The 17572-nt window shown below is 59.1% G+C and carries 12 protein-coding genes and 1 tRNA gene; 4 read left to right on the forward strand and 9 right to left on the reverse strand.

The features are described from left to right. Positions 1–381 precede the first annotated feature (381 nt). From OKB81_RS13475 to OKB81_RS13505, 7 genes are all read right to left on the reverse strand, one after another. Positions 382–597, reverse strand: a complete 216-nt coding sequence (locus OKB81_RS13475) for a hypothetical protein (protein WP_201995733.1) — start codon at positions 595–597, stop codon at positions 382–384. A gap of 73 nt (positions 598–670) precedes the next feature. Then, positions 671–3769 carry a type I restriction endonuclease subunit R gene (locus tag OKB81_RS13480; RefSeq protein ID WP_270805269.1) on the reverse strand — a complete coding sequence of 1033 codons (3099 nt, stop codon included), beginning with the start codon at positions 3767–3769 and terminating at the stop codon, positions 671–673. Positions 3770–3802: 33 nt separating this feature from the next. Beyond that, the gene (locus OKB81_RS13485; RefSeq protein WP_270805270.1) at positions 3803–4348 is read right to left on the reverse strand and encodes a 5-methylcytosine restriction system specificity protein McrC; all 546 of its coding nucleotides are present in this window, start codon (positions 4346–4348) and stop codon (positions 3803–3805) included. A gap of 104 nt (positions 4349–4452) precedes the next feature. Beyond that, entirely contained in the window at positions 4453–5130 is a 678-nt protein-coding gene (locus tag OKB81_RS13490) for a 5-methylcytosine restriction system specificity protein McrC (protein ID WP_270805271.1), read from the reverse strand. 110 nt (positions 5131–5240) lie between these two features. Then, complete coding sequence (locus tag OKB81_RS13495; RefSeq protein ID WP_270805272.1) at positions 5241–7661, reverse strand: AAA family ATPase; 2421 nt, start codon at positions 7659–7661, stop codon at positions 5241–5243. Continuing rightward, positions 7658–9016, reverse strand: coding sequence for a tyrosine-type recombinase/integrase (locus OKB81_RS13500; protein WP_270805273.1), 1359 nt, complete (start codon positions 9014–9016; stop codon positions 7658–7660). Before OKB81_RS13500 ends, OKB81_RS13495 begins: the two co-directional genes overlap by 4 nt. A 113-nt stretch (positions 9017–9129) precedes the next feature. Further along, positions 9130–9214, reverse strand: a tRNA-Leu gene (locus tag OKB81_RS13505). 143 nt (positions 9215–9357) lie between these two features. Here OKB81_RS13505 and OKB81_RS13510 point away from each other — a divergent pair. Next, complete coding sequence (locus tag OKB81_RS13510) at positions 9358–9870, forward strand: RDD family protein (protein WP_010672963.1); 513 nt, start codon at positions 9358–9360, stop codon at positions 9868–9870. 144 nt (positions 9871–10014) lie between these two features. Here the strand turns inward: OKB81_RS13510 and lptG are convergent, their stop codons facing one another. After that, the gene (lptG, locus tag OKB81_RS13515) at positions 10015–11085 is read right to left on the reverse strand and encodes an LPS export ABC transporter permease LptG (protein WP_160839302.1); all 1071 of its coding nucleotides are present in this window, start codon (positions 11083–11085) and stop codon (positions 10015–10017) included. Between the two features lie 25 nt (positions 11086–11110). Then, complete coding sequence (lptF, locus tag OKB81_RS13520) at positions 11111–12223, reverse strand: LPS export ABC transporter permease LptF (RefSeq protein WP_029313726.1); 1113 nt, start codon at positions 12221–12223, stop codon at positions 11111–11113. Between the two features lie 172 nt (positions 12224–12395). Between lptF and pepA the strand changes: the two genes are divergently transcribed. The 3 genes from pepA (at position 12396) to OKB81_RS13535 (ending at position 17462) form a co-directional block, all read left to right on the forward strand. Beyond that, on the forward strand, positions 12396–13907 hold the full coding sequence (gene pepA / locus OKB81_RS13525) for a leucyl aminopeptidase (RefSeq protein ID WP_010672960.1): 1512 nt from the start codon (positions 12396–12398) through the stop codon (positions 13905–13907). A gap of 169 nt (positions 13908–14076) precedes the next feature. Then, on the forward strand, positions 14077–14532 hold the full coding sequence (locus OKB81_RS13530; protein ID WP_010672959.1) for a DNA polymerase III subunit chi: 456 nt from the start codon (positions 14077–14079) through the stop codon (positions 14530–14532). Between the two features lie 65 nt (positions 14533–14597). Beyond that, positions 14598–17462 carry a valine--tRNA ligase gene (locus OKB81_RS13535; RefSeq protein ID WP_160839304.1) on the forward strand — a complete coding sequence of 955 codons (2865 nt, stop codon included), beginning with the start codon at positions 14598–14600 and terminating at the stop codon, positions 17460–17462. The last annotated feature ends 110 nt before the right edge of the window (positions 17463–17572 follow it).

Here is a 17572-nt window from a genome sequence, read left to right on the forward strand (position 1 = left end):
AATGTGGCGTTGGAGCCGATTTCAAAAAAAGTGGCGCAATACCGTTAGGGCAAGTACGTCGATTTAACGGCGCTTACCACCTCTTCGCACCGCCCGGAAAAACATAAGGCCATCCGCGAGGATGGCCTTTTGTCATGGAATCTGATGGTGCCCGGGGTCGGACTCGAACCGACACGTATTGCTACGGCGGATTTTGAATCCTGATTCTACGGTTTCACAAGGATAGTACGAGTCGTAATGCCTTGAATCAAGTGGGTTTTGGTTATCTCCAGTTTGCTGTGAGTGAGGTGGGTTTGCACATTTTGCACATTTTTACCCACCGAAATCACATGCCTACGACCAGCAAAACTAAGTAATTCCCCACTGTAGTCGAGCAAAGAGCTACAAGAGCAGGAGCTCATAGCACCGGTCTTCAACCTCTTGATAAAACCATGACTGAAGGGCATCAATTTCGTCATTTGTGCAGTCTTCAGGAATGCGCTCAAGATAAGCCATCCAGAGATCGTTAATCGAGGGTTGTGGGCTGAGTTGCTTGGTATAAACCACCAAAGAACCGATATCATGGATTCTATTGGGTAAGACAAAACCCTGTTTCATTACCATTTATCCCGATGTGACATGCTTTTCTGTGCCTTTTTGAGCGAGCCCTTTTTTTCGTCCATTAACCACCTCAACACCAAACCTCACACAAGCTCTCTGCCTGTGCCAGTACCAGCTGGGCAGCTTCTTCCTGCTGGTCTGGCGGGTACTTGTACTTGCGCAGGATGCGCTTGACCATCAGCCGCAGTTTGGCGCGCACGCTTTCGCGGCTGCTCCAATCCACGGTCACGCTACGGCGCAGGTTGGCTGTCAGCTCATGGGCTATCTTGGCCAGTATCTCGTCCCCCAGCTCACGCACCGACGCCTCGTTGTTGGCCAAGGCATCATAGAAGGCGAGCTCGTCATCGTTAAGGCCTAAGGCCTGCCCCCGCTTGCTTACGGCGGCAAACTTCTTGGCCATGTCGATCAGCTCCTCGATCACCTGCGCGGTTTCGATGGAACGGTTCTGATAGCGTGCGATCACCTTGGTCAGCATCTCCGAGAACTTCTTCTCCTGGGAGAGGTTGGTCGCGAACTTCGACTTGATCTCCCCCTCCAGCAGTCGCTCGAGCAGCTCCACGGCGAGATTGCGCTCCGGCAGGTTGCGTACCTCGGCTAGAAACTCATCATCGAGTAGGCCGATGTTGGGCTTGTCGAGACCGACCGCTTCAAACACATCGACCACATCACCCGATACCACGGCATTGCCGATGATCTGGCGAATAGCCAGGTCGCGCTCTTCGTCCGTTTTCTTCTTCCGGGTGACCTCTTTCTTGGTCAGCATCACCTTGACCGCTTGCAAGAAGGCCACTTCTTCCCGCACTGCCTTAGCCTCGTCGAGGGTGCAGCAGAGGGTGAATGCCTTGCTCATCGCCAGCGCGTTATCGGCAAAGCGCTTCTTGCCATCCTCAAGGCCAAGAATAAAGTTGGCGGCCCCGGCGAGCAGCTTGTGGCCCCCGGTGAGGTAGTCGCTGTAATCAAAGCCATGCAGCAGGGCGCGCAGGATATCGAGTTTCTCCTCCAACACCGCGTAGGCCTCATGGGCATCGACGGTCGGCTTGCCCCGTCCTTTGCTGGCGGTGTACTCCTTGATGGCGCTCTTGAGCTCGTTGGCGATCCCGATGTAATCGACCACCAGCCCGCCTTGCTTGTCCTTGAACACCCGGTTCACCCGTGCAATCGCCTGCATCAGGTTGTGGCCCTTCATCGGCTTGTCCACATAGAGGGTATGCACGCAGGGCGCATCGAAGCCGGTCAGCCACATATCACGCACGATGACCAGCTTGAGCGGGTCACTCGGGTCTTTGAACCGCTTCTCCAGCCGTTTCTTGACCAAGGCTGGATGAATATGGGGGCGCAGCAACGCCTTGTCAGAGGCGCTGCCGGTCATCACGATCTTGATGGCCCCCTTGTCGGGGTCCGGGTCATGCCAGTCGGGGCGCAAGGCTACCACGGCATCATACATGTGCACGCAGATCTCGCGGCTCATGGCCACCATCATCGCCTTGCCATGCTGTGCCTGATTGCGCTCTTCAAAGTGGGCCACCAGATCGGCAGCCACCCGCTCGATCCTGGGCTTGCTGCCTACCACCTTCTCCAAGGCGGCCCAGCGTGACTTCAGCTTGGCCTGCTCACCCTCTTCCTCATCCTCGGCCAGCTCATCTACCTCGTCATCGAGGTGGGTCAGTTCGTCGGCCTTGAGCGACAACTTGGCGAGGCGCGACTCGTAATAGATCGCCACCGTCGCGCCATCTTCCTTGGCCTGCTGCATGTCATAGACGTGGATGTAGTCACCAAACACCGCGCGGGTATCCCGGTCTTCGCTCGATACTGGGGTGCCGGTAAAGGCCACAAACGTCGCGTTGGGCAATGCGTCGCGCAAGTGTTGGGCATAGCCGACCTGATAGCGCGCCGCGCCCTCGGCAATCTGGTTGGGCAATTTGAGTGAGGCGCTGAAACCGTACTGGGTGCGGTGCGCCTCATCGGCAATCACCACGATGTTGGCGCGCTCGCTCAGCACCGGGAAGGTGTCTTCATCCGCGCCGGGCATAAACTTCTGGATGGTGGCAAACACAATGCCGCCGGAGGGGCGGTTGGCCAGCTTGCTGCGCAGATCGCCGCGGGTCTCCACCTGCACCGGCTGCTCGCGGATCAAATCTTGCGAGAGTGAGAAGACCCCGAACAGCTGGCCATCAAGGTCATTACGGTCGGTAATCACCACGATGGTCGGGTTCTCCATCGCCGCCTCGCGCATCACCCGCGCCGCAAAGCAGGTCATGGTGATGCTCTTGCCGCTGCCCTGGGTATGCCACACCACCCCGCCCTTATGGCTACCACCGGGGCGCGACGCCGCCACCACCTGGGTGATCGCCGCGCGCACCGCATGGAACTGATGGTAACCGGCGATCTTCTTGACCAACCGGCCATCGTCTTCAAACAGCACGAAGAAGCGCAGGTAATCGAGCAACATGGCCGGGGCCAGAATGCCGCGCACCATGGTCTCCAGCTCGCCAAACTCGCCGTAGGGGTCGAGGTTGACCCCATCCACCGTGCGCCACTGCATAAAGCGTTCGGCATCCGCAGACAGCGATCCCATCCGCGCCTCGCTACCATCGGAGGCAATCATGATCTCGTTGTACTGGAACAGGTCGGGGATCTGCTCCTTGTAGGTCTGCAGTTGGTCGAATGCCTTCCAGATGTCGGCATGCACATCGGCCGGGTTCTTGAGCTCCAGCACAACCAGCGGCAACCCGTTGACGAAGAGGATGATGTCTGGGCGTCGAGTGTGTTTGGGCCCCTTGATGGTGAACTGATTGATGGCCAGCCACTCGTTGGCGGTAGGGTCCTCGAAGTCAACGAGGCGGACAAAGTCCCCCACCGTCTCGCCATCCCGCTGGTACTGGACTGGCACCCCATTCACCAGCAGGCGGTGAAACGCCCGGTTGGCCGACAGTTGCGCCGGGGTATCGAGATTGACCACCTGCGCCAGCGCGTCTTCACGCGCTACCATCGGCACAGACGGATTGAGACGTGCTATCGCGCCTCTCAACTGGTCGAGCAACAGCACCTGATTGAAGTTCGCACGCCACGGGTTATCAGAATCGGGGGCAACGTCGTAGCCACACACCACGCGATAGCCCACCTCGGCCAACCACCCCAGCACCTCTTGTTCCAACTGATCTTCGGTCATGCACCATCACTCATCAACAGGGAGAAACGCCCGTCAGGCGGGCTCGGTGGGCCTCAGTGGCAAGCGCAGTTCGCACGCAGAATCCGCCCCCGGCTGGCAAGGCAATATCAGCCGGTGGGACGAACTGGCAGCCAAGTCAAACGGCAAGACCCACAACGTCAGGCGGGCATCATAACAAAAAGGTTCGAGTGGAACTTTGAGCTGGCTCCATGATGGATAAATCAATACCAGATGACCATCATCTTGCTCGGTCAGGTACTTGTGGCCATAGGCAAACAGTTGGTAGAGGTCACCCTGGCTGATGCCGTACTTGCCGTCACGGTCGCTGCTATCGAGCCGCTTCCACTTCACATCCATCACCCAACGCTTGTTGCCGTGCTGCAACAAGAGGTCCGGCTGTAACCGGAACATCTGCTTGCCTTGCTGGGTGCAAAGGTACTGACTGGCCACCTGGGCCTTGAGGTTGGCATCGGGCAACAGCTGCTCACGCAGGCACGACTCTACATAGCGCTCGAACAGCTTCTCCATGGGGAACAGCAGGCTGATGCCGCGCCACTCACCATTAAGGGCACTCGGCATGGCACGATAGGGAAAGTGCGAACAAGTATCCCACGAACAAAAAATGAAAATTTTAGTCATTTAATATCAATGGGTTACCAGTAAATGCTCTTGTGCCATATGACTTATTCGCACCTTCCATAGAGGATGAGCTCACACCACGGCCGAGCCCCTTGATAGTGAGCCATCAAGCGGTCATGTCGCCACAGTCTGAAATCCCCTTCCACATCGCGGCTGGCAGGCACATCCACCAGCAAGTGGCGTAGCTCCTGTGCCAACCGCCAGTTGTCCGGGTGCTGAGTCGCATTGGCGACGGTCTCCAGCGCCCGCTTGAGCAGCCGGTTCTCGGCCCGGTCGGGCAAGAAGAGGTCGTAACGTAACGCAAAGTGGTGGCCCCGGCCCGGTGGCTGGCGCATCTGCCGGGCGACATCCAGCTGACCACGCAAGAACGGCTCGGTCGCCTCAAGACGCTGATAGTCACTGCGCACGCCGCGTTTGACCAGCTGATCGAGCTCGGCCAGAAAGCGCGCGATAACCCACTCGTTGAGCGGCATATCAAAGCGTTCCAGCGACGCCTCCGCCGTTTCACGGGGTGGCAGGTCCAGGGCTCGCTCCAGCATCCGGCGGATCAACTCACGACCATCCTCGAGTGGGTCATCCTCATTGGCGGTCTTGGGCAGGATCTCGATCACCTGCCCGGTGGGGGTCTCTATCACCCCCACGTAGTTGTCCAGTTGCAAGGTCCGGCTATCTTCCACCTGCGCAAGAGCGGGTGCATGGCTTACCTTGTAGCGCTGGCTCAATTGACATACCCAATCGAAATCAACCCGGTCTATATGGGCAAGCGCCAGCATATCAACAGTGTTATCTCTAACGGTTAACCGACCATACTCACGAACCGTGATGGGAGCCTTCACTGCGCCCCCTTGTCACCCTCGATGGTCAAGGCATAGGCCTCAATACGCGTAAATGCCTTCTCATTGATGCACCAACGTTGGCGCTGCCCCCCAACGGCTATATCGCCAAGCAGGGTCTTGATATCGAGTTGGGGAGGCTTGAGGAACATCGCCTCAGCGCTGCTCTTGCGATGATCATTGAGCACCCAGGCGATGCGCTGCCAGTCCTCAAAGAAGTACTCCTGCAATAGCGGCAGGATCTGATGCTGGAAGATGTATCCCAACTGCGCCAAGGTTGGCTTTGCAGTCGCTTTGAGCGGCATAAAGTAGGCATGACCGAGGCAATGGTCGCGGTCCAACAGCACCTCGATGCGCTGGTTCAGCGTGTGCAGCAAGCGGCCTACGTCTACCTTGTGCCCCTCTTCCTCGATGACCACACCATTAAGCAGCTCGGCCCTGGGCGGCATCTCTTCAAACACAAAGCGGCGACGCAGCGCGATATCGAGTCCGGCCAAGGAGCGGTCAGCGGTGTTCATGGTGCCGATAAGGTAGAGGTTGTCCGGTACGCTAAAGGGGCGCTTGGAGTAAGGCAGAGTAGTGGTCAGCGCCTCACTTGCCCCAGCCCGCTTGCTGGGTTCTATCAGGGTGATCAGCTCACCGAAGATACGCGAAACATTGCCCCGGTTGATCTCGTCGATGATCAATACGCGTTTGTTTGATGGCGTGACGCCAGGTTCACTCTGCGACCCAGCTTGTGATGCTGTGGCATTGACCAGAGCAAGCAGCTTCTCCGGGATCAAGGTCGGAGCCTTCAATTCATAGAGCGTCATCTGGCTAAAGCGGCCGTTGATCAGCTCGCTACTAGGTAAAGATGGGGTGAACTGGCACAGCCACTTGACAGGGCGAACCTGAGCGTAACTCTTGCCGTACTCGGGGTGCGGCTTGCATTGGTAGTCTCCAATGATTTCGCCAATGGCTCGGAACTTGAGATTACCGTCGGTGACTACGACCAAATCGCCCCGTTTCATGCGGGTGACCAAGGTCAGCACGCTGGTAACGTTGTAGTCATATGCGTTGTCAATCTTGCCAAGCGATTGCTCCAGCAGCGCCTGCACCTGTTCACGGTTATTGCACTTGCTGTAATCATGTTCGCTACCATACCCCAGACGGATCACCCCCTCCTCAATGCAATCATCAAAGATGTGGGCATCATCCCCTTTGGTATTGCCAAGCGACATCTTCCAGACCCGGCGCCCCTCCAGCGTCATCGCCTCATGGCTGTCGCTGCGCGTGACTTTGGCGGCCACCGCGTCACACATGCGCTTAAAGACGCCATCAACCACGTCATAAGTCAGTTGACCGCTGTCTCCATCACTCTCGGCACGGATCCCCTCCACAAAGTCTTCATAACTGAAGCTCTGGTGGAAGGTCACAAAGTCGATACGCCCCTCCTTTACCAGCTCATCAAAGCGCGCTTTAAGCGCCTTGCGGGCCTCTGGGCTCACATCATCGTCGTGTTGTGCCAGACACTCGGGGTCGAGAATAGCCAACGCCTTATTGATGGTGTGGTAGGTCTTGCCGGTACCAGGCGGGCCGAAGAGGATCTGGTTCAACGGCACGTTGGCCTTGGGCATCACCGGGTTGTCGTTTGCTTCGCTCATGGTGTCATCCTCATCATCACTCCCGCTGTCGTCCTTGTCTGCCTTTGGCGGGGCCAATCCCAACGACTCGTCATACAGACCCAACATAAAGCCATATGGGGTCAATTCAGGCTGCGACTGGCGGGCCAGGTCGTAATAGCGCATCAGGCGCTGCATACGCGCCATCGGCTGGTGCTTGGCGGGGATATCCTCCTTCGGCCACCCCAACACCGTCAGAAAGTGCCCAAGATGCTCACACGACGAGATGGGCAGCATCCGCTTAGGGTGATAGCAGGTAACCAGCCGCAGCTTGCGCCCGTGCCCCATGGTGACACGTGGTTCAACTCCTGCCTTTTGATAGAGCAAGTCGTCGTTATCAATCCAGCTCAGGTCGCCATCAGGGTCGGCGGCCGCCACACAATGCTGCACCTTGAGGGTGTAACGCAGCGCCTCTTCATCGCTTAACTCAGCCAAGCGCTGGTGCTTGTAGACGGTGCCATCTTTCTGGAAGTAGAGCAGGTGACCACGGGACGTACCGGGCATATAGCGGGCCAGCACGGGCTGCAGGCCACGCTCAATCCACCAACAGAACGAGTTGCCATCCCCCTTGCCTACGCAGTACTCCTCAAGGGTCAGGTTAGGCAACGAGTCGAGCGGGAACTGCTCGATAAACTTGCGATAGAGCTCGCTTTGTTCGCTGTCGAAGTGGGCTCTGTCGCCCATCGTCTTGAGCTGAGCCAACAGGCGCGGGAAGTGTTCATTGGTAAAGGCAGTGGCGTTTACAACAGCGGCCGTCATACAGCGAGGTCCTTGAGTTGTTGTTCGGCATCCGGTAAGCGCAGTTGACCGGAGATCAGGCGGGGTAGCAGGGTATCGCGCAGGGTGGCGAGGGTTTGGGCTTGCTTTTGATTTTCTACCAAACGAGCAAACAAAGGCTCGGCAATTCTCATGAACTCAACGATGACTTCTGTGGATGGCACCAGAGCGGGTAGAGGACGGAATGCCTTCTTGCTAATCTCCATGAAAGTAGAACCGTTGGCGTGACTCTTAATCATCTCCATGTTAAGACGACACCAAAACAGCATATATAGTGGGGGCAATTGCCCTCCGAGCGGCATGGCGATATAGCCCTGATTCACTGCTACTGGCATTTGAGTGATAGCAAGATAACCAATAGGTGCTCGAGAAGACATCAACAAAGTTCCTGTTGGTAACAACCCGGAACTTACTTTCCCTAACACCTCTGCGATCTCCAGAATGCTGGCACCATTCATCGCCAACAAGCTGGCACAGCTATGTCGAAGGTCGTGAAAATGGAAATCAGAGAGCAACGCAGCTTTCTTCGCAGCCTGCCAGTGGTAGTCAAACTCGGTAAACGGTCGATTGAGGCCAGAAGGGTGAGGGAAAACAAAGCTGGCACCAATCTCACGAAACTGGGAGAGCTCAGTAAGCAAGTCAGCAGTCAGAGACAGAACCCTCTGACTACCATTCTTGGTAACCGCCAAGTGAGCAGTTCGCGTGTTGAAATTGATGTCTGACCACTTGAGGCCGATCAGCTCGCCCCTCCGTGCTCCAGTGGTCAACGCCATATGAACCAGCATATGAAGTCGCTCCCACTTGCTCAACTTGGTGGCCTTCATCAATCGAGCCAGTTCATCTGCCGACAAAAAGCGTGTGCGAGCATTGTCTTCCCGCTTCTGCTTCACTTCCAGGCAAGGATTTACCTTGAGGTCATACCTATCGCACATGTACGCAAAAACCGCTGACAACGCTGCTTTGTAGCGGTTAAGGGTCGCAGGGGCCTTCCCTTCCGCCTCCAGAATAGAGATAGCATTCTTGATCCGCTGGCGGTTGACCTTGTTCAACGTCTTGTCGCCAAGATGTTCAACCCACCAGCCCAGACGCTGGGGTACAGACTTGTCTCGTCCCTTGTGTTGTTCAAGGTACTCATGAATAGCTTGTTGAATGGTGGTGCTAGTGAGGGTGACGTTGGTTAAGGCATCTGCCAGCTCGTCAGATACGGTGATCTGAGCCAGGAACTGCTCTGCGTCTTTTTTGCGGGTAAAAACTTTGGATACACGGTTGCCGTTACGCATGAACTGAACGCGATAGGACTTGCCGGTTTTTCGAGTGAGAACTTGGATACTTGCCATTGGTTGAAACCTCTTGCACAGATTTGCACATGAATGAGTGTTATCAACCGCAGAAACTTTGAGCAGGAGCGCTCTTGAGCGCTATAACCTGTTGACCAAACAGGGGAAAATAATGGTGCCCGGGGTCGGACTCGAACCGACACGTATTGCTACGGCGGATTTTGAATCCGCTGCGTCTACCGATTTCGCCACCCGGGCAGCTGCGAGGGATTATACGAATGGCGCTTGGCCATGCAAGGTGTTTTTCTTGTGCCCACCGTTGTTTGCTCATTTATTCAACGCCTTGCCGATGCCAAGCCAGTTACATAGAATGCCCGCATCATATTAATGGAATAATCATCATGGCCAAGCGCAAGACCCCCTCCCCTCTCCAGCCTGCTCCCCGGCATCCGTCTGCCGGTCTGCTGCGCCGTCTCGGCGCCCTGCTCTATGACTATCTGGTGGTGATTGCCCTGCTGATCATCGCCGGCTTCATCGGCATGGGGGTGGCCCACCTGCTGCTGGCCACCGGCATGGCGCACGTCCCCGAGGGCAAGGATGCCGCCTGGCTGCTCACCAGCCCCCTCTACAGCGCCTGGCTGGCCTTCGTCATCTGCGGTTTCTACACCTGGTTCTGGGTCCGCGCCGGCCAGACCATCGGCATGCGGGCCTGGCGCCTGCGCATCCAGAACCTGGACGGCAGCAACATTCGCGTCACCCAGGCCCTGATCCGGCTCGCTACCTCGGCCTTTGGCCTGGGCAACCTGCTGTGTGTGTTCAATCGCGCCCGCCCCCGCGCCTTCCAGGACATCTGGGCCGAGTGCGAGGTGGTGGTGCTTGGCAAGACGGAAAACCTGGAGCAGCTCAATCGCTGATCCCAAGACGGCAACGAAAAAGGGCACCCCGAGGTGCCCTTTTTGTTGACCAGAACTGACGGCTTGCAGCCCAGAACCTTGACGGAAACGGTGCATCGAGAGCAATGGCCGCCTTTTGTCAGCAGCCCGCCGTCCTTCAGGCCGCTACTGCTTGCGGCTCAGGATATAGAAGGAGATGCCGCCAAACAGCAGGCTGGGTGCGATGGTCGCGAGGATGGGCGGGACCGCATAGACCAGGCTGACCGGGCCGAACACCCTGTCGCTCACATAGACGGCGAAGCCGGTCATGATCCCCATCAGCATCCGCGCCCCCATGCTCACCGAGCGCAGCGGGCCGAAGATGAAGGAGGAGGCGAGCAGTATCATGGCCACTACGGAGAGCGGTGAGAGCAGCTTGCGCCACATCTCCAGCTTGTAGCGTCCGGCATCCTGCTTGTTGGCATCCAGATAACCGATGTAGTCCCGCAGCCCCGAGATGGGCAGGTTCTCGGGATCGATGCTGACCACCCCGAGCTGCTTGGGGGTCAGCTCGGATTGCCAGGCCATCTGGGCATGCTCTTCGTCCTGGATCCGGGTGGGATCGTCAAACCGGGTGATGTGCACCTGTTTCAGCAGCCAGTGGTGATCCTCGAACACCCCCTCCTTCGCCTGCACCACGTCGATCAGGTTGCGGGACGGAGTGAAGCGGTAGAGGGTGATGCCGGTCAGGGCGCCATCGTTGCGCACCCCGTTGATGTTGACGAAGTTGTTGCCATCCCGTGCCCAGACCCCGTAGGCCGAGACCGTAAGCCGCCCTTCCGACATGGCCCCCGCCTTGATGTCATCCGCCATCCGCTTGGCGGCCGGTGCGACGTACTCTCCCATCATCCCCACCAGCAACATCAGGGGAATGGCGGTCTTGAGCGCCGCCATGACGATGCTGATCTTGGAACGTCCCGCCGCCTGCATCACCACCAGCTCGGAGCTGGTCGCGAGCTGGCCCAGACCGATGAGGCCACCGAGCAGGGCCGCCAGGGGGAAGAAGAGCACCGCCTCCTTGGGCATGGAGAGCAGCACGTAGTAGAGGGCGTTGAGCATGTCGTAGTTGCCTTCCCCGACCGCCTTCAACTGCTCCACGTACTTGATGAGCGCGGCCAGCCCGACCAGGGTCAGCTCGCACAGCAGGATCGACATGAAGATGACCCTGCCTATGTATCTATCGAGAATGCCGAACATCAGCAGAGACTCCCAGGTTGCAGCATCATGCTGACTTTCTCTTGAACAATTGCCCTTTGACCCCGTTCCACCAGCTGGTGCCCTGCAGGTTGAGAGGCAACCCTATCAGAAGCAGATAGACCAGGGGCACCAGGAACATCCCGGGCCAGTGGGGCAGACGCCCGCTGTCGATGGCCGACCGGGCGGCGCTGAGCAGCAGGAAATAGGAGAGATAGAGCAGGATGGCCGGCAGCAGCTTGGCGTAACGCCCCTGACGGGGATTGACCCGCGCCATCGGCACCACCAGGAAGGTGAGCACCAGGATGGAGAGGGGCAGCGACAGGCGCCACTGCAATTCGGCCATCAGCTGATTGTCCTGGGTGCCAAGCAATGCCAGGGTCGGCTTGGCCGCCGCCTTGCGGTTGGATCGCTCCATCTCCTGCTGGCGGATCACCAGGCTGTATTCACGGAACTCCGATACCTGGAACTGCTTGCCGGTGAAATGCCCCTCGTAGCGCGAGCCATCCTTCAGGGTCAGCCACTGCAAGCCGTTGCTGTCGGCGGTCACCTGCCCCTCGTTGGCCACCACCACTGACGGGGGTGAGCCCCCCTCGGCCCGTTGCAGCACGAAGATTTTCTGCAACTCCGACCCCTTGTCGTTCAGATCCTGGATGTAGGCCACCAGGCGCCCCTTGTCGAGCTCCATGAAGCGGCCGGCCTGCAGGAAAGAGATACCGGGATCGGCCTTGAACTCGTCGATCACCTGGTACTCCCGCTCCTTGGCCTGGGGGGCGACCCAGCCGGTATTGAACGCCGCGACGGCGGCGGTCAGCAAGGCCAGCACCAGGGCGCTGCCCATGATGAAACGGTGACTGAAACCCACCGCGTGCATCACCGTCATTTCGCTTTCAGCGTACAAACGGCCGTGAGCAAACAGAATGGCTAAAAACAGACTGATAGGCAGCATCAACAACGCCATATTCGGCAGGTTGAGCAGCAGGAGGGTGGATACCAGGCGCGTCGGCACCTCACCATCGGCGGCATCGCCAATGATCTGGATAAATTGCTGGCTGACGAAGATAAGCAGCAGCACGAACAGCACCGCCAGCTGGGTTTTCAGGGTCTCCCTGAACAAATATCGGAAAACGATCACAGTCATTCCCAAGTAAACTTGTGTTTTTAGTCGAATGCCTGAAAAATAGGGCCCTATATTGGATTTTTACCAGTTTGAACTGCGGAGCCTGTGACTGTTCGCTCCGCCTCTGATACCCCAACAAGCACCGCATTATTCAATAAATGGTGCCTTTTGTCTTTAGGATGTAGGAGATTCCATGGAGTTCAGTGTAAAGAGTGGCAGTCCTGAGAAGCAACGCAGTGCCTGCGTCGTGGTCGGCGTTTTTGAGCCCCGCCGACTCTCTCCGGTTGCCGAACAGCTGGACAAGATCAGCGACGGCTACCTCAGCTCGCTGCTGCGCCGTGGCGACCTGGAAGGGAAACCGGGCCAGATGCTGCTGCTGCATCAAGTACCGGGCGTGCTCAGCGAGCGCGTACTGCTGGTCGGGTGCGGCAAGGAGCGCGAACTCGACGAGCGCCAGTACAAGCAGATCATCAACAAGACCATCACCACCCTGAACGAAACCGGCTCCATGGAAGCGGTCTGCTTCCTGACCGAGCTGCACGTCAAGGGTCGGGATACCTACTGGAAGGTGCGTCAGGCGGTGGAAACCACCAAGGCGGGCCTCTACAGCTTCGATCAGTTCAAGACCAACAAGGCCGAGCCACGTCGTCCGCTGCGCAAGCTGGTCTTCAACGTGCCGACGCGTCGGGAACTGACCATAGGCGAGCGCGCCATCAATCACGGCCTGGCCGTGGCGAAAGGGGTGCGCATCTGCCGCGACGTGGCGAACATGCCGCCCAACGTCTGCAATCCCGCCTACCTCGCCTCCCAGGCCCGCCGTCTGGCGGATGCCTATGACAACATCACCACCAGGGTGGTGGGGGAGCAGGAGATGGCCGAGCTCGGCATGAACTCCTACCTGGCGGTGGCCCGCGGCTCCGAGAACGAAGCCATGATGGCCATCATCGAATACAAGGGCAACGCCGACGCCAAGCCCATCGTGCTGGTGGGCAAGGGGCTGACCTTCGACTCCGGCGGCATCTCCATCAAGCCGGCAGACGGCATGGACGAGATGAAGTACGACATGGGTGGCGCCGCCTCCGTGCTCGGCACCATGCACGCCCTGGCCCAGTTGCAGCTGCCCATCAACGTCATCGGTGTGCTGGCGGGCTGCGAGAACATGCCGGGGGGCAACGCCTACCGCCCCGGTGACATCCTCACTACCATGTCCGGCCAGACCGTCGAGGTGCTCAACACCGACGCCGAAGGCCGCCTGGTGCTGTGCGATGCCCTCACCTATGTGGACCGCTACGATCCCGAGACCGTGATCGACGTGGCGACCCTGACCGGTGCCTGCATCATCGCCCTTGGCCACCATACCTCTGGCCTCTTGGCGAACCACAACCCCCTGGCCCACGAGCTGCTCAACGCCTCCGAACAGGCCGGCGATCGCGCCTGGCGCCTGCCCCTGTTCGACGAGTATCAGGAGCAGCTGGAGAGCCCGTTCGCGGACATGGCCAACATCGGTGGCCGTCCGGCCGGTACCATCACCGCCGCCGCCTTCCTGTCGCGCTTCACCAAGAAGTACAACTGGGCCCACCTGGATATCGCAGGGACCGCCTGGAAGAGCGGCAAGGAGAAGGGCTCCACCGGCCGTCCTGTGCCCCTGCTGACCCAGTTCCTGCTCAACCGGGCCGGCGTGGCGGACGTCGAAGACAAGGAGTAATCCCCTTCCCCATCGACTCGAAGAGCGATGCGAGAAGGCGTTACCCTGTATCACAAGGAAGAGGCCTGCCTCTTCCTTGTTTCATTGAGAGAATCCGGGAAGTCCGTGCCAGACGCGGCTCCCGAAGACGGCCAATCGCTGTCCGTCACAGCCAAACGGGACCGACCTGATGAGCCAAGTGACCTTTTACCTGATGAGCCAGCCCGATGATGCGGATGCCTCCGCCGTCGAGCGCCTCGCCTGCCAACTTGCGGCCGATGGCTGGAGCGCAGGCCACCTCTATCTGCTGTGCGAGGACGAGGCCCAGGCCCTGCGTCTGGACGAGCTGTTGTGGCAGTTGCCGCCCGATCGCTTCGTGCCGCACCAGTTGCAGGGGGAGAGCGGTCAGGCTCCGGTGGAGATAGGCCATCAGCCGCCACGGCGGCGCTATGCCTGCCTCATCAACCTGGCCCGGCAGACACCTTTGTTTGCAGGACACTTCGCTCAAGTGGTAGATTTTGTCCCCACTGACGAAACGCAAAAGCAGCAAGCCCGCGAGCGCTACAAGCACTATCGCCAGGCGGGCCATACCCTCGAGATGAGGGATCAGCCCGTCCTTGCCGCACCGGATCCGGCGCAGCCCTGACTGTGCCACCCTCGATCCACGACGAATCAACACCAGACTCCATCCATCCAGAATACGGCGAGACCATGGAAAAGACTTTTAATCACAACGCCATCGAACAGGCGCTCTATCAGCACTGGGAAGCCCAGGGTTACTTCAAGCCCCACGGCGACACCAGCAAAGACTCCTTCTGCATCATGATCCCGCCGCCGAACGTCACCGGCAGCCTGCACATGGGTCACGCCTTCCAGCAGACCCTGATGGACACCCTGATCCGCTACAACCGCATGCAGGGCAAGAACACCCTGTGGCAGGCGGGTACCGACCACGCCGGTATCGCCACCCAGATGGTGGTTGAGCGCAAGATCGCCGCAGAAGAGGGCAAGACCCGCCACGATTACGGCCGGGAAGCCTTCATCGACAAGATCTGGCAGTGGAAGGAAGAGTCCGGTGGCACCATCACCCGTCAGATGCGCCGTCTGGGTGACTCCGTGGATTGGGAGCGCGAGCGCTTCACCATGGATGAGGGCCTCTCCGCCGCCGTCCAGGAAGTGTTCGTGCGCCTGTACGAAGACGGCCTGATGTACCGCGGCAAGCGTCTGGTGAACTGGGATCCCAAGCTCAACACCGCCATCTCCGACCTGGAAGTGGAAAACCGCGAGATCAAGGGCCACATGTGGCACCTTCGCTACCCGCTGGCCAACGGCGCCAAGACCGCCGAAGGCCAGGATCACCTGATCGTCGCCACCACCCGTCCGGAAACCATGCTGGGTGATACCGCCGTGGCCGTGAACCCGGAAGACCCCCGCTACAAGGCGCTGATCGGCCAGCACATCCTGCTGCCGCTGGTGAACCGTCTGATCCCCATCGTTGCCGACGAACACGCCGACATGGAGAAGGGCACCGGCTGCGTGAAAATCACCCCGGCACACGACTTCAACGACAACGAAGTGGGCAAGCGCCACAACCTGCCGATGATCAACATCTTCACCCTGGACGCTCACGTGCGTGCCGAGGCCGAAGTGGTCGATACCAATGGCAACCCCAGCACCGCCTATGACGCCGCCCTGCCGACCGAGTTCGCCGGGATGGAGCGCTTCGCCGCCCGCAAGGCCATCGTTGCCAAGCTGGACGAGCTCGGCCTCCTGGCCGAGATCAAGGATCATGTGCTGCAACAGCCTTACGGCGATCGCGGCGGCGTGCCCATCGAGCCCATGCTGACCGACCAGTGGTACGTGCGCGTGGCCCCCATGGCCAAGACCGCCATCGAGGCGGTGGAAGATGGCCGCATCCAGTTCGTGCCGAAGCAGTACGAAAACATGTACTTCTCCTGGATGCGCGACATTCAGGACTGGTGCGTCTCCCGTCAGCTGTGGTGGGGTCACCGCATCCCGGCCTGGTATGACGATGCCGGCAACGTCTACGTGGGCCGCAACGAAGAGGAAGTGCGCGCCAAGCACAGCATCCCGTCCGTGACCGTGCTGCGTCAGGACGAAGACGTGCTCGACACCTGGTTCAGCTCCGCCCTGTGGACCTTCTCCACCCTGGGCTGGCCGAACAACACCGAGGCACTCAAGACCTTCCACCCGACCGACGTGCTGATGAGCGGCTTCGACATCATCTTCTTCTGGATTGCCCGGATGATCATGATGACCATGCACTTCATCAAGGACGAGAACGGCCAGCCGCAAGTCCCGTTCAAGACCGTCTACATCACCGGCCTCATCCGTGACGAAGAAGGCCAGAAGATGTCCAAGTCCAAGGGCAACGTGCTGGACCCCCTCGACATGATCGACGGCATCTCCCTGGAAGACCTGCTGGAGAAGCGCACCGGCAACATGATGCAGCCGCAGATGGCCGAGAAGATCGCCAAGCGCACCGCCAAGCAGTTCCCGGAAGGGATCAATGCCCACGGCACCGACGCCCTGCGCTTCACCCTGGCGGCGCTGGCCTCCACCGGTCGTGACATCAACTGGGACATGAAGCGCCTGGATGGCTACAACAACTTCTGCAACAAGCTGTGGAACGCCTCCCGCTATGTGCTGATGAACACCGAAGATCAGGATTGTGGCTTCTCTTCGCAAGGGAATGGTGGCGAGATGCAGTTCAGCCTGGCGGATCGCTGGATCCAGTCCCAGCTGCAAGTGGCCATCCGTGACTTCCGTACCGCCCTCGATACCTACCGCTTCGATATCGCGGCCGGCGTGTTGTACGAATTTATCTGGAACCAGTTCTGTGACTGGTATCTGGAGCTGACCAAGCCGGTACTGACCAAGGGCTCCGAGGCCGAGCAGCGCGCTGCCCGCCACACCCTCGTCAGCGTCCTCGAGACCCTGCTGCGCCTGGCTCACCCGATCATCCCGTTCATCACCGAGACCATCTGGAAATCGGTCGCCCCGCTGGCTGGCGTACACGCCGACACCATCATGATTCAGGCTTTCCCGGAATTCGACGCCGCCAAGGTGGACGAAGCCGCGATGGCGGATCAGGAGTGGGTGAAGGAGTTCATCGTCAGCATCCGCAACATCCGCGCCGAGATGAACGTGGCCCCGAGCGTGCCCCTCAACGTGCTGCTCCAGTGCGATGCCAAGGATGCCCAGCGCGCTCAGGGCAACGAGGCCTTCCTCAAATCCCTGGCCCGTCTGGAATCCATCCGCGTGCTTGGCGCAGGTGAAACCGCCCCGCTGTCGGTGAAGAAGCTGATCGGTGCCACCGAGCTGATGATCCCGATGGCCGGTCTCATCGACAAGGAAGCCGAACTGGCCCGTCTGGCCAAAGAGGTGGCCCGTCTGGTGGGCGAGTGCGGCCGCATCGAAGGCAAGCTCGGCAACGAAGCCTTCGTCGCCAAGGCGCCGGAAGCGGTCATCATCAAGGAGCGCGAGAAGCTGGAAGATTACCGTCTCCAGCTGACCAAGCTGGAAGCCCAGCAGGCCGAGATCGCCGCGCTCTAAGCCACAGCGCAACATGACAAGCCCCCGTTTATCGGGCAATGCTGTTCAGATAAGCACTTTTTTGACTGATTATTCATAAATTGGATTTGAGTTGAGGGGGCAAGGCTGTG

The sequence above is a fragment of the Aeromonas sp. QDB56 genome, assembly GCF_027705505.1.
In the GTDB taxonomy this organism is placed as follows: Bacteria; Pseudomonadota; Gammaproteobacteria; order Enterobacterales; family Aeromonadaceae; genus Aeromonas; species Aeromonas caviae.

What these genes read in the sequence shown, in the direction of transcription:
- OKB81_RS13475 (WP_201995733.1), bottom strand. Translation starts at nt 597, where the DNA reads ATGAAACAGGGTTTTGTCTTACCCAATAGAATCCATGATATCGGTTCT.
- OKB81_RS13480 (WP_270805269.1), bottom strand. Translation starts at nt 3,769, where the DNA reads ATGACCGAAGATCAGTTGGAACAAGAGGTGCTGGGGTGGTTGGCCGAG.
- OKB81_RS13485 (WP_270805270.1), bottom strand. Translation starts at nt 4,348, where the DNA reads ATGCCGAGTGCCCTTAATGGTGAGTGGCGCGGCATCAGCCTGCTGTTC.
- OKB81_RS13495 (WP_270805272.1), bottom strand. Translation starts at nt 7,661, where the DNA reads ATGACGGCCGCTGTTGTAAACGCCACTGCCTTTACCAATGAACACTTC.
- OKB81_RS13500 (WP_270805273.1), bottom strand. Translation starts at nt 9,016, where the DNA reads ATGGCAAGTATCCAAGTTCTCACTCGAAAAACCGGCAAGTCCTATCGC.
- OKB81_RS13510 (WP_010672963.1), top strand. Translation starts at nt 9,358, where the DNA reads ATGGCCAAGCGCAAGACCCCCTCCCCTCTCCAGCCTGCTCCCCGGCAT.
- lptG (WP_160839302.1), bottom strand. Translation starts at nt 11,085, where the DNA reads ATGTTCGGCATTCTCGATAGATACATAGGCAGGGTCATCTTCATGTCG.
- lptF (WP_029313726.1), bottom strand. Translation starts at nt 12,223, where the DNA reads ATGACTGTGATCGTTTTCCGATATTTGTTCAGGGAGACCCTGAAAACC.
- pepA (WP_010672960.1), top strand. Translation starts at nt 12,396, where the DNA reads ATGGAGTTCAGTGTAAAGAGTGGCAGTCCTGAGAAGCAACGCAGTGCC.
- OKB81_RS13530 (WP_010672959.1), top strand. Translation starts at nt 14,077, where the DNA reads ATGAGCCAAGTGACCTTTTACCTGATGAGCCAGCCCGATGATGCGGAT.
- OKB81_RS13535 (WP_160839304.1), top strand. Translation starts at nt 14,598, where the DNA reads ATGGAAAAGACTTTTAATCACAACGCCATCGAACAGGCGCTCTATCAG.